A 12,442-nucleotide genomic window follows, 5' to 3' on the forward strand; every position below is an offset into this window, starting at 1 on the left:
GTGGGAGCGGACGATGAACCTCTCGCCCGCAGCAATTCAATTCGCCGCCTGCGCGGCCATCGCAATGGGCGCCGCCGGCTTCTATCTCGGCGCACAGAACCAGCGCTGGCTGTCGCGGCCTCTGCCTGCTCTGTGGAGCGGCCTCACGGGCGCGGCGCTGCTGCCTCTCGGCGTTTTTCTGTGGAGTCAGGTGGTTCAGCTTTCGACCGCGATTTTCGCGGCGCTCGTTTTTATCATGCTTCTGTTCATCGTCTTCCCAGCCCTAGGAGCGCTGCGAACCTTCATCAGGAACGCGCTATGAATCAGATCCGACGCGATTGGGTCAGCAAAACCTCGGCCGGCGTCATCCTGGGCTTCAGCCTCGCGATCGGGCTTGCGGGTCTCTTTGCGCGGCTTACTCCCGGCGGACTCGCAACCCCGAATAAATTTCAGCTGGTGATGTGGCTTATCGCGCCGATCTGGCTGACGACGCTGAGTCTGTGTTTCTTCTTTTCGAGCGGTATGCGCGCGTGGCTCTGGCTGGGCGGCGCAAATCTAATGGCGTACGCCGGCCTATTCGCCTGCCGCTTTTTCCTTCGCTAATAGGAACAACGCACGATGCGCAGCGACGTTGTTCGACTCTATAAGGTTGTTCATACGTGGACAGGCATCACCGCCGGGATGTTTCTGTTCATCGCCTTCTACGCCGGCTCCATCACGGTGTTCGCCGAGCCGCTCGCGCGCTGGGTTTCATCCCCCGCTCCAGTCCGCCTCACCGCGCTTGCCCGATCGGATGAATTGATCGCGCACACGCTTTCCGCTCGCCCTGACGCAGCGAAGGAATTCACACTTTATCTCACCGATACCGAAGATCTTTGGACGCGCCTCACATGGCGAAAAGGCAAGGACGATAAGACGCCATGGTCGGCGGAACTCTCTCCCGGAGGCGACTTGCGCCTTGCGCAGTCATATCGCTCGAGTCTTGCCGACTTCGTCGACAACATTCACCGAACCGCTGGCATTCCAGGCGCTAATGACATCGGCGAGACCATCATGGGCGTCGTGAGCGCCGTCTATGCGGTGGCGCTTGTGTCGGGCTTGATCATCGTTCTGCCTTCGCTCGTCAAGGATCTCTTCGCGCTGCGAATCGGCGCCAATCTCAAACGCATGTGGCTCGACGCGCATAATGTCGTGGGCGTCGTCAGCCTGCCGTTCCACATCGTCATCGCGCTGAGCGCGGTCGTTTTCTGCCTGCACGAACCCCTGTACGACGCGCTCGACTACGTCGTCTATGACGGCCGTCTGAAGTCAGTCATGGCCGCGAGCAACCCGTTCAACTCTATCAAGAAGGACGAGCGACCCGCGCCGATGCTGCCCGTCAACACGCTCCTTGAGCGGGTGAAGGCGGCGTCGCCGAGTTTCGTCCCCGCCGAGATGCGTTACCGAAACGCTGGACTTCGCGGCGCCTCGGTTCAGGTTTGGGGTTATGACGCCCGCTATATGACGCGAGGAAAGGGGTTTGCGGTCATCAGTCCGGTCACCGGCGAGATCGCCAACACGGACTACCTGCCGGGCAGAGAGGGAACTTGGACGGGCGTCGTGGCCACGTTCTTCGCCCTGCATTTCGCTACCTTCGGCGGCGATATCGTGCGTGTCTGCTACTTCCTTCTCGGCATCGTGGGGGCCTTCCTGTTCTATTCCGGCAATTTGCTTTGGATTGAGTCTCGCCGGCGAACTGAACGGCGAAACGGCGGGCCCGTAAATCAGAAGACATCGACGCGGCTGATGTCCGCCGCGACGGTCGGCGTTTGTCTCGGCGCGATCTGCGCGATCTCCATCACGATCGTGGCGGCGAAATGGTTGAATGGCCGCGTCGCGAACATTGATGTGTGGCACAATGGCGTTTATTACGCCGTGTTCCTGCCGAGCGTGTTTTGGTCGTTTCTCAGGGGAGCGGCCGCGGCCAGTGTTGAGCTTCTCTGGCTTGCCGCGATAGCGGCCGCTGCGATTCCTTTCACCTCACTGTTCAGTTGGGCGTCGCCTGCGCTCGGCATGCAAGGTTCGGCAAGCCTGGCCGCGCTCGGCGTCGACCTCGTCGCGCTTTCCGCCGCCGTATGCTTCGTCTGGATGGCGCGCTCTGCAGCTCATCGCGTGGAATATGGGCCCACCGACAGCGTCTGGGCCGCGTCACGCCGCCAATTGCAGGAGGCGGCGCGATGACGACGCCCTGCGAGCAATTGTTGGAAGCGCGCTTCGGCCAAGACGTGGGCTCCGATCGCTGGTGGCGTCGGGTCGCCATCGAAGGCTGTCCGATTGTCCAGGCGATAGGCGGGGACCGGGCGCGCGTTTTGTTCTTGTGGCGAGACCCCGAAGGCGATGCGACGGCCTCAAGGACTCTATCCGTTTATATCGATATCTGCTCCGTCACCGATCATCATAGCAATGAACCCGCCTCTTTGGAGCGGATCGCCGGAACGGACGTCTGGCATTGGTCCTTCGAGGTAGAGGCTGAATGGCGCGGAAGCTATTGCTTCATTCCTCTCGACGACGACCATCTCCTTGGCGCGCAGGGTGTTGGCCGCGAAACGACCCCGAAGGAGTGGTGGCGTTCGGCGCTGAAGTTCGCGCAGACCGATCCGCTGAACCCCAACCTTGGCCATGTCGGTCTGCGCGGACAGCCGTTATCCGCGGCGCATCTTCCGCAGGCGCCATTCCAAACGGCGTGGCGAGACGTCGACCGCAAAAACCGCGCAGCAGCCGATCAAAGTCGCCTGCATCAAATCGAATGGAACAGCGCTCGGCTGCGTAACAGTCGCCGTGTTTGGATCTATCGCACGGGCGCGACGCCTAAAGAAACCAAGCTTCCTCTCGTCGTGCTCCTGGACGGCCAATATTGGGCCGAAGCCATGCCGGTCTTCTCGGCCCTGGAGCATGCCACGCACGCCGATTTGCTCCCGCCCAGCGTCTATGTGCTCATCGATTCGCTCGACGCAAACATGCGTCGTCGCGAACTCGCGTGTGACGAAGCCTTTCTGGAGGCCGTTCAGCAGGAGCTTTTGCCAATCGTGGCAAGCCTCGCGCCGTACGGCCACGATCCGAGCAAGACCGTCATCGCTGGACAGAGTTTTGGCGGACTCGCGGCGCTTTTCGCGGGACTTCGCTCGCCGGAACGCTTCGGTTGCGTGCTCAGCCAATCTGGCTCGTTTTGGTGGCCGGGAAGTTATGTGGGGGAGGAGCCACGCGCGCACGTTCCTGACACGCGCAGTCATGGGCGAGACGTCGTCGCGGATTTGATCGAGAGCAGCAAGAGCGGCGTTTTCCGTCTTCGCGTCTTTCTTGAGGCTGGAAGCTTTGAGAAAGTCATTCGCGTCGCCAGCGACCGCGTTCACCAGACTCTCATCGACGCAGGGCACGACGCCCACTATCGCGTCTATTCGGGCGGGCACGATCCGCTCTGCTGGCGTGGCGGATTGATCGACGGACTATCTCTTCTGCTCGCCGACCATCGTGCGGCGCCCGCGGGCGTTACGGCGTCTCGCTCGGACGCTTCAAGATTGGCGATTACAAACGCGACGGAGTGAATGTGTGAACGACGCGCAGCCAAACCCATTCGACGACGAAAGCCTTACGTTTCTCGTTCTGGTCAATTCCCAGGGACAACACAGTCTCTGGCCAACATTCGCGCCGGAGCCCGCGGGCTGGCGACGGCTCTTCGGTCCGAGCGATCGGAGCGACTGCGTAAAATTTGTCGATGAGCATTGGACGGACATGCGCCCGAAATCTCTTCGTGAGGCTTCTCGTCCGCGCTGATCGAATGATTTCGTAAACAGCTTTCTTTTGAGGGGAACGACAAGTGCTTCTGGCTCCGCCTTTGCGACCTTCCTTGCCGATCGCGCTTGAGCTCCCGCTCATCGCCGCGCAGCCGGGCATCTGGATGGGCGATCAGGTTTCACCGACGCGAAACGCTTTCATCGTTGCGCAATATGTAGAGCTGAATGGCGACGTCGATCTTGAATCTCTACGCCTCGCCATTCGCATCGGACTTTCCGAGGCCGATACAGTTCATGCCCGATTTATCGAGACCGAGGGCCGGCTCTCGCAAATCATTCCTCAACGCCGACACGCTGGAGAGTCGCCTGATCCGGATGTCGTTGACGTCAGCGAAGAACCCGATTCGGAGGCTGCAGCGCTTGCCTTCATGCGCGCCGATCTGGCGGCGGATCTGCCACTGGATGGCGACGCGTTGCTCTATCGGCACGCGCTGATTCGTCTCGGCGAAACATCGAATGGCGAGCGTTGGTTCTGGTATCAGCGATACCACCATTTGATGGTCGACGGTTTCAGCTTTACCGCCATCGCGCGGCGCATCGCCGATATTTACACGGCGCTAAGGCGCGGCAAGCCTTTAGGGGATTCGCCTTTCACCTCCTTCGCCGAGGTCGTCGAAGAATACCAATCCTATGAGGGCTCGAAGGCGCAGGAAGCAGACCGGTTGTTTTGGCGGGACCACGCCAAAAATCTGCCGACTCCGATCGCATTGTCGCAGCCGAGCGCGAAGGCCTCTCAGGTTACGGATGTGTCGTTAGCACTGCGGCGGAGAATATCTCTTCCGCCAGATGTTATGACAGCGTTCGAGACGCAAGGCGCCGCTTTTCGTATCTCGGGCGTCGAAATGGCGATGGCGGCCGTCTTCGCATATCTGCACCGGATGAGCGGCGCGACGCGATTGTCGGTCGGCATGCCCTTCATGCGACGCATGGGATCCATCGCGCTCTTCGCCGCGGGTCCGGTCGTCAACGTCCTTCCTGTACAGTTGAGCATGACGCCATCGATGTTACTGTCGGAGGCGGCGACAGCGCTCGCCTCCGAATTGAAGGCGGTGCGCCGACGCCAACGGTACGAAGCCGAACAGCTGCGGCGAGATCTCGGGCTGGTCGGTTCGGATCGCTCTCTCTACGGGCCGATGCTCAATCTAAAAATGTTCGACTATAGGCTCGATTTCGATGGCGTCGCGGGTGTGACGCATCAGCTGGCGTCGGGGCCAGTCGAAGATGTGGAAATCGATCTTTATGTCGACGACGGCAGGTTGACGATTGATCTCGTCGGCAATTGCGATCGCTACGACGAGCAGGATCTGGAACTGCACGCGAACAGGCTCGCCTGTCTCGTGGAGCGCCTTGCGGCAGATCCCAAGCTTGCAATCGGCGCGGCGCCGCTCCTGACCGAAGGCGAGCGCGCGCTGATCGCGGCGGCGAACGACACGGCGAAAGATGTTCCACGGCTGACATTATGCGACATGCTGGCCGCCCAGGCAGCAAAGACGCCAGACGCTATAGCGCTCGTTGATGCAGACCATACGCTGACCTACCGAGAGGTTCGACGGCAGATCTCTCGATTTGCGCAGATGCTTGCAGATGCGGGGGTCGTCGCCGAGGATCGTGTCGCGATCGCGCTTCCCCGGACTGTTCACTTAAGTCTTGCGATCATGGCGGTGCTTGAAACGGGCGCCGCCTACCTGCCCCTCGACATCAATTATCCCGACGAGCGACTGGCTTATATGGCCGAGGACGCAGCGCCGCGTGTGATCATCACCAGCGAGACTCTGCGAAGCCGGTTCGAAAACATGGGACCGGTTCTGATCTTCGATGAGCTTGCGCCCGGCGTCGAAGGACATCCCTCAGCGCCAAAGACGACGCTCACGCTGGGCCACCCGGCCTATATCATCTACACGTCAGGCAGCACCGGGAAACCGAAGGGCGTCGTTGTCTCTCACGGCGCGGTCGTCAATCTCCTTTGCTGGCTTCAAGACGAATATGCGCTAAACGCCGACGACGTGGTTCTGCAGAAGACGGCCTGCAGCTTCGATGTCTCGGTCGGCGAGTTTTTCTGGCCCCTGACATGCGGAGCGCGTCTTGTGATGGCTCCGGAAGAAGTTGACCGTGATCCGGAAGCGCTGCTTCAGGTCATCCGCGACTATCGGGTCACGACGATGAATTTCGTGCCCTCGCTGCTCGCCGCCTTTGTCGCCGGCGTTCGGACGACGGCGAACGCCGCGCGTGACGCTGTAAGCCTGCGAGCAGTGTTTTGCATTGGCGAGGCTCTGTCCAAAGAGCTTGCCGAAGCCTTCGAAATTCTTTTTCACGCGCCGCTACATAATGTTTACGGACCGACCGAAGCGACGGTCGAGGTGACCTATCAACCTGCATTCGGTCAGGCGCTCGCGTCGGCGCGGGGACCGGGCGTGCCGATCGGGCGGCCTTTGTGGAACACAGGCGTGCGCATATTGGACGCGCGCTTGCGCCCCGCGCCGATCGGCGTCGCCGGCGATCTCTATCTGACGGGCGCGCAACTCGCGCAAGGCTATTGGCGCCGAGCTTCGCTGACCGCCGGCCGCTTCGTCGCCGACCCTGAAGCCGATGGCGAACGCATGTATCGCACCGGCGACATCGCGCGCTGGCTGCCCGACGGAACCGTCGATTATCTCGGTCGTAGCGACGATCAGCTTAAGATTCGCGGCCAGCGGATCGAGCTCGGCGAAATCGAAAGCGCTTTGCGAGATCAGCCTGGCGTCGGGCAGGCGGCGGTTATCGCGCGCATTTTCGGCTCCGGACATGCGTCGGCGCTTGCTTCTGACGCTCGACAGCTCATCGGCTATGTCACGCCCGCGACGCGCGGCGACGAACTCGACGGCGACGCGCTGCGCGCGGCGCTGAGCAAGCGCCTTCCTGCCTATATGACGCCGGTTGCGATCGTGGTTTTGGAGGCATTGCTGCTGAGCGCCAACGGCAAGCTCGATCGGAAGGCTTTGCCCGATCCGTCTGAAACGGCTCAATCGAAAAGCCGCCAGCCGCTTCCTGGACCCGAAGCGATGCTGGCCGATCTAATCGCCGGCATCCTGCGCGTGGACCACGTCGGCGCCGATGACGATTTCTTCTTTCTTGGCGGCGACAGCATTTCTGCGACAGGCCTTTGCGCGGCGCTGCGTCGGCGTGGCGCTCTGTTGCGGCCGCGAGACATCTTCGAGTGCCGCAGCGTCGCGCGTATGGCGAAGGCGCTCGAGTCGAAGTCTGACGCGGCGCCCGCCGAAACTCTTGAGACCAACGAAATCGGCGGGGCAGAGCTGGATGCCTTGCGCGAGCGCTTCGGTCCGATCGCCGCCGTATTGCCTGCCTTGCCGTTACAAGAAGGACTGCTGTTCCATGCCCGGCTCGGCGAGCAAGCCAGCCGCTACAACGCTATCTCCCGCTTTGATTTCGAAGGTCCGCTTGATGTCGAGAGACTGAAGGATGCGCTGGAGATGCTGCTACGCCGTCACCCCCAGTTGGCCGCCATCTTCGACGTTCAACAGGGCGCTGCGCTGCAAATCCTTCCGCTGCTCGATGAGGGGTCCAGTCTACGTCACTGGCCATGGAAGCGTTGCAATCTCGACGCATGCGATGAAGAGCAGCAAGTCGGCGAACTCGACCGTCTCGAGCGGGCGGAGCTCGATCAGGATTTTCTTGGCGCCGAGGCGCAGGAGCGGATGATGGCGCAGGCGACGCTGGTGCGCCTTGCCGGCGACAGGCATGTTCTGCTCATCTGCTCGCATCATTTGATCGGCGACGGCTGGTCTTCAACAATTATGCTGCGAGAGCTGCTCGGCGCCTATGCGGGTCATGCGTTGCCGCCTCTCACGCCCGATTATCCAACGGTCGTGCGTCGCCTCGCCAGCCGCGACCCGGCCCCGGCGCGTCTCGCCTGGCGAGAGGCGCTGCAGGGCGTTGCGCCGACATTGCTGTTTGAAGACACGAAGCGCTTCGGCGCCATTCATGAGCTGCCGCTTAATCTTCGGCCCGGATTCCTGGAAGAACTTGAGGCGCTGCGCCGCAGCCGCGGCCTGACGCTCAACACGCTGATGCAGGGCGTTTGGGGCGCATTTCTTACGACAGTGACGGGTCGCAACGATGTCGTCTTCGGATCGCCAATGTCTGGCCGTTCCGAGGCGATCGAAGGCGTCGAAGCCCACATCGGACTTTTCACCAACACGCTGCCGGTCCGCTTGCGGCTGCGCCCGGATCAGCCGCTGCTCGAGCAGCTTGCCAATGTCCAGCAGCGACAAATTCGGCTGCTGGAGCATGACGGCGTTGGCCTTGGCGAAATCCAGCGGCTGTGCGGCGTTTCAAACCTGTTCGACACATTGCTCGTGGTGGAGAATTATCCGGAAGACGCGAATCTGTTCGCGGCCGACTTCGGCGGTCTGCGATGCGTCGGCGCCCGCAATCGCGGCTATACGCATTATCCTTTGACGCTGATGGTTCTGCCGGGCCGCGACCTGGAGCTGCGGCTCGAATATCGCGAAGGCGTCAAGGAGCCGGAGCGCATTGCCCGCCGTGTCACGAGACTGCTGGAACAGATCGTCGACCGACCCGACGCGCCGCTCTCTGCGATGGACGTTTTGCTCCCCGAGGAGCGAGATCTGCTCGCGCGCGTCAACGCGACGAAGGTGGCGAATTATCCGAGCACTCTATGTGAGCTGCTCGCGGACCAGGCGCAGTGCACGCCGGACGCTATAGCGCTGGTCGACGGCGATCATGCGCTGTCCTACCGCGAGGTTCGGCGGCAAGTGGCGGCGCTCGCACGCAACTTCGCGGCCACGGGCGTCACGACCGGCGACATTGTCGCGATTGCGCTGCCACGTTCTGTGCGACTCGTCATCGCGCTGATGGCCGCGCAAGAAGCGGGCGCCGCCTATCTGGCGCTCGACACGGGCTATCCGGAAGAACGTCTTGCATACATGGTGCAAGACGCCCGACCTCGCCTCATCGTCACCACGTCCGAGCTGCAGGATCGCTTCGAGCGATTAGGCGCATTGCTTGTCTATGACCATCTACTGGACGGCTCGAACGAAGACGCGGTGAAGACCGAGGCCCGTTTCCCAAGCCCCGAAGACGCGGCCTATGTCATCTATACCTCCGGCTCGACCGGCCGTCCTAAGGGCGTGACGATCTCTCACAAAGCCATCGTCAATCGTTTGCGCTGGATGCAGCACGAGTACCGATTGAGCGCCGACGACGTCATTTTGCAGAAGACGCCAAGCAGCTTCGATGTTTCGGTATGGGAGTTCTTTTGGCCGCTGATGACTGGCGCGCGTCTCGTCGTCGCGCCGCCCGAAGCGCATCGCGATCCACGCGAGCTGCTTCGGCTCATTCAGGATCACCCGGTCAGCGTGATCCACTTCGTTCCGTCAATGCTTGCGACCTTCGTCGCGACGGCCAAATCCGATTCCGGCCATGCGGCGGACTCCAGCAGTCTGCGTCTCGTCTTCTGCAGCGGCGAAGCGCTGTCGAAAGAATTAGCCCGGTCCTATGAGACGCTGTTCAGCGCGCCGCTGCATAATCTCTACGGTCCGACAGAGGCGGCTGTCGACGTCACCTATCAACAGGCCTGCGGCGTCGGCGCAGACGACGCTGCTGAGGCGGGCAGCGTTCCCATCGGGAGACCTGTGTGGAACACAGGCTTGCGGGTTCTCGACGGTTGGCTGCGGCCGACGCCGGTCGGAGTCGCTGGCGAACTTTATCTTTCTGGCGTCCAGCTCGCCGATGGTTACCTCGGCCGCCCGTCGCTCACGGCCAGTCGTTTCGTCGCAGATCCTTTTGCGGACGGCGAGAGAATGTATCGCACAGGCGATATCGTCCGCTGGCTCGCGAACGGAACAATCGAATATCTTGGTCGAGGCGACGACCAGATCAAGATCCGCGGTCAGCGGATTGAACTCGGCGAAATCGAAAGCTTGCTGCTGGAGCAGCCCGGCGTCGCGCAGGCCGCGGTCATAGCAAGAGCGACGGGCGAACGAGTCGGCGGCGGCGCCGATGAGCGTCAGTTGATCGGCTATGTCGTTCCATCAAAGGATGCGGAACTCGATGGCGAGGCGTTGTGCAGCGCGCTTTTACGTCGTCTGCCGGGCCACATGACTCCGACAGCCGTCGTCTGCCTGACGGAATTTCCGCTGAACGCCAGCGGCAAACTAGACAGGAAGGCGTTGCCGGCGCCGGGAAGCGCGCTTCCTCGCCAAGGCCGCAAGCCGCTCCCGGGAATTGAGACGACTCTTGCAGAAATATTCGCGCGCGTTCTTGAGATCGATGAGGTCAACGCCGACGATGACTTCTTTGCACTCGGCGGACATTCCTTGCTCGCTATGCAGCTTGCCGCCGCGTTGGAGACGGAATTCAAGACGCCTGTCTCCGTCGGCGAAGTGATCGTCAATTCGAGCGTTGAGCGGCTTGCGCGCGCGCTTTTCGACGAACAGGCCGGCGAAGAGCGCAAGGCGGGCTTCGGCGAAGTGCTGCATCTGCGCTCGGGCGCCGATGCGCCGCTGATCTGCATTCATCCCGCTTCCGGTTTTTCGTGGCAGTTCAGCGTCCTCACCCGCTATCTCCAAAGCGATTCCCCCGTGATCGGACTCCAGTCGCCGCGGCCGAACGGGGTCATCGCCGTCTGCGATACGATGGATGAGGTCTGCAAGAGACATCTCGAAACGATCCGCAACATACAGCCACGTGGGCCTTACCGGCTGCTCGGCTATTCGCTCGGCGGCGTGGTGGCGCAGGCGATCGCTGTGCGACTCGTCGAAGAAGGCGACGTGGTCGACTTTCTCGGACTGCTCGACACCTATCCACCAGAAATCCAGGACTGGAGCAGACCGCCGACGGAAGACGAAGAAAACGAGATCGAGAAGGAGCGCGCGCTGTTCATGAACGCCTCCAAAGACGCTCTCGACTCGGCCCTGGCGAAGGAAAAAGCCGAGATGTTCGGCAATATCATGCGGAACTATGAAGATTCAGTGCGTCTACTCTCCACCGCGAGGACGGCGCGCTATCCCGGAGCGGCGACGCTATTCGTAGCGAGGCGGACCTTGCCGCCGGGAATGGACGTCCAGGAGACCTGGCGTCCCTATGTGGGCCAGCTCAACGTCGTCGACCTGAACTGCGCCCACACGGACATTGTCTCTCCGCGCTCCCTGCAGGCTTTGGGGCCAATCCTCAACGACTTGCTGCGCGACAGAGAGGCGAGGAGCTAGGATGGACACTCAGCCCTCTCCAGAAGCATCGCAAGAGACGCGCAACGAAGGTCATGCCGTGTCTTCGGGTTCATCTCCTGATCCGGCGGGCGCCGTCGTCAAGAACAAATCTACTCTGCTATTGGACCTCAGCCTGCTGCGCGACAACGCCGCATTTCGCACCGTCGTCATTGCGCGGACCCTGTCGGTTTTTTCGCTGGGCATGCTGACAGTGGCGGTCCCAGTTCAAATCCAGGAATTGACCGGCTCGCCTATGCAGGTCGGAATATCCATGGCGCTCGGCGGCGGCGGCGCCTTCGCCGGGCTGTTGGCGGGCGGGGTGCTCGCCGACCGGTGGGATAGACGCAAGCTCATCCTTTTTGCGCGGTCGGTGTGCGGCATTGGCTTCGCCGCGCTTGCCGTCAATGGCTTCAGCGCGTCGCCGTCAGTGCTGGCGATCTATGCGTTGGCGTTGTGGGACGGATTTTTCAGCGCGCTCGGCGTTACGGCGCTGCTCGCCGCCACGCCTTTTCTCGTCGGCCGCGACAATCTTGGCGCTGCCGGCCAGTTCAACATGCTGACGGTTCGCATGGGCGGAATCCTCTCTCCGGCAATCGGCGGGATGGTGATCGCGTCTTTCGGCGTGGGGTGGAATTACCTTGCAGCCGCGATCGGCGCGCTGCTGACCGTCGCTCAGCTCACGCGGCTTCCGCCGATGCCTCCCGCCAGACGCGAACCGCAGCACCCGCTGCGCGCGCTGGGCGCGGGCACAGGCTATCTTTTCGTCAACAGGCTTGTCGGCGCCGTCGTCGCGGTGGGCGCGCTTGTTAGTCTCGGCGGCGGCGTTCGCATTCTTCTGCCGGCGCTTGCCGAGGACGTATACCGCGTCGGGCCGTCGGCGGTGGGGATGATGTATGCCGCTGCGCCGCTTGGCGCGACGGCAGCCGCCTTAACGGGCGGTTGGCTTGGCGGCTTTGCTCGTTCCGGAGCGCTACTGCTCGCGAGCGGCGCGGCGGCTTTCGTCGCGCTCGGGTCGCTCGGATTGATCAGCGAACCTGTCGTCGCTTTTGTGGCGCTCGCGGGCTTTGGCTATTTGAGCTCGATCGCATCGCTTCTGCAGTTCACTCTTGTCCAACGTCACACGCCGGAACACTTGTTGGGCCGGGTCAATGGTCTATGGGCCGCCCAGGCGGTCACCGGCGATGCGTTTGGCGCGCTTGCGCTTGGAGGCCTGACTCGGGTTTTTCCGCTGACGTCAGCCATTCTCATTTTCAGCCTTGTCGCGCTTCTTTCGAGCGGAGCGATGGCGATCGGATTTCGTTCCCTTCGTTTCGCCTCGTCAAAGAGGAGCGAGGATTTGCCTTCGACGAGCGCCGAAACGAGCGAACGGCCGCAGCCTCAACTCACGAAGACTGAGAAAGCTTGATG

At 61.9% G+C, this 12,442-nt stretch carries 7 protein-coding genes; all 7 read left to right on the forward strand.

All coding sequences use genetic code 11. The features are described 5' to 3' along the window. The first annotated feature begins 13 nt into the window (after nt 1-13). Genes ACPS74_RS12410 through entS form a run of 7 tightly spaced genes read left to right on the forward strand, consistent with a single transcriptional unit; the run spans nt 14 to nt 12,440 of the window. Entirely contained in the window at nt 14-301 is a 288-nt protein-coding gene (locus ACPS74_RS12410) for a hypothetical protein (RefSeq protein ID WP_029648406.1), read from the forward strand. Then, nucleotides 298-582 carry a hypothetical protein gene (locus ACPS74_RS12415; RefSeq protein ID WP_029648405.1) on the forward strand — a complete coding sequence of 95 codons (285 nt, stop codon included), beginning with the start codon at nt 298-300 and terminating at the stop codon, nt 580-582. Before ACPS74_RS12410 ends, ACPS74_RS12415 begins: the two co-directional genes overlap by 4 nt. A 15-nt stretch (nt 583-597) precedes the next feature. Next, on the forward strand, nt 598-2,199 hold the full coding sequence (locus ACPS74_RS12420; RefSeq protein WP_029648404.1) for a PepSY-associated TM helix domain-containing protein: 1,602 nt from the start codon (nt 598-600) through the stop codon (nt 2,197-2,199). Then, the gene (gene fes, locus ACPS74_RS12425) at nt 2,196-3,560 is read left to right on the forward strand and encodes an enterochelin esterase (RefSeq protein ID WP_029648403.1); all 1,365 of its coding nucleotides are present in this window, start codon (nt 2,196-2,198) and stop codon (nt 3,558-3,560) included. Before ACPS74_RS12420 ends, fes begins: the two co-directional genes overlap by 4 nt. 4 nt (nt 3,561-3,564) lie before the next feature. Next, the gene (locus tag ACPS74_RS12430) at nt 3,565-3,789 is read left to right on the forward strand and encodes an MbtH family protein (protein ID WP_029648402.1); all 225 of its coding nucleotides are present in this window, start codon (nt 3,565-3,567) and stop codon (nt 3,787-3,789) included. Nucleotides 3,790-3,832: 43 nt separating this feature from the next. Further along, nucleotides 3,833-11,035, forward strand: a complete 7,203-nt coding sequence (locus tag ACPS74_RS12435; RefSeq protein WP_029648401.1) for a non-ribosomal peptide synthetase — start codon at nt 3,833-3,835, stop codon at nt 11,033-11,035. A 1-nt stretch (nt 11,036) separates the two neighbouring features. Beyond that, the gene (entS, locus tag ACPS74_RS12440; RefSeq protein ID WP_029648400.1) at nt 11,037-12,440 is read left to right on the forward strand and encodes an enterobactin transporter EntS; all 1,404 of its coding nucleotides are present in this window, start codon (nt 11,037-11,039) and stop codon (nt 12,438-12,440) included. Nucleotides 12,441-12,442 lie beyond the last annotated feature (2 nt).

It is taken from the genome of Methylocystis sp. SB2 (assembly GCF_049817085.1).
GTDB lineage: Bacteria > Pseudomonadota > Alphaproteobacteria > Rhizobiales > Beijerinckiaceae > Methylocystis > Methylocystis rosea.

What these genes read in the sequence shown, in the direction of transcription:
- ACPS74_RS12410 (WP_029648406.1), top strand. Translation starts at nt 14, where the DNA reads ATGAACCTCTCGCCCGCAGCAATTCAATTCGCCGCCTGCGCGGCCATC.
- ACPS74_RS12415 (WP_029648405.1), top strand. Translation starts at nt 298, where the DNA reads ATGAATCAGATCCGACGCGATTGGGTCAGCAAAACCTCGGCCGGCGTC.
- ACPS74_RS12420 (WP_029648404.1), top strand. Translation starts at nt 598, where the DNA reads ATGCGCAGCGACGTTGTTCGACTCTATAAGGTTGTTCATACGTGGACA.
- fes (WP_029648403.1), top strand. Translation starts at nt 2,196, where the DNA reads ATGACGACGCCCTGCGAGCAATTGTTGGAAGCGCGCTTCGGCCAAGAC.
- entS (WP_029648400.1), top strand. Translation starts at nt 11,037, where the DNA reads ATGGACACTCAGCCCTCTCCAGAAGCATCGCAAGAGACGCGCAACGAA.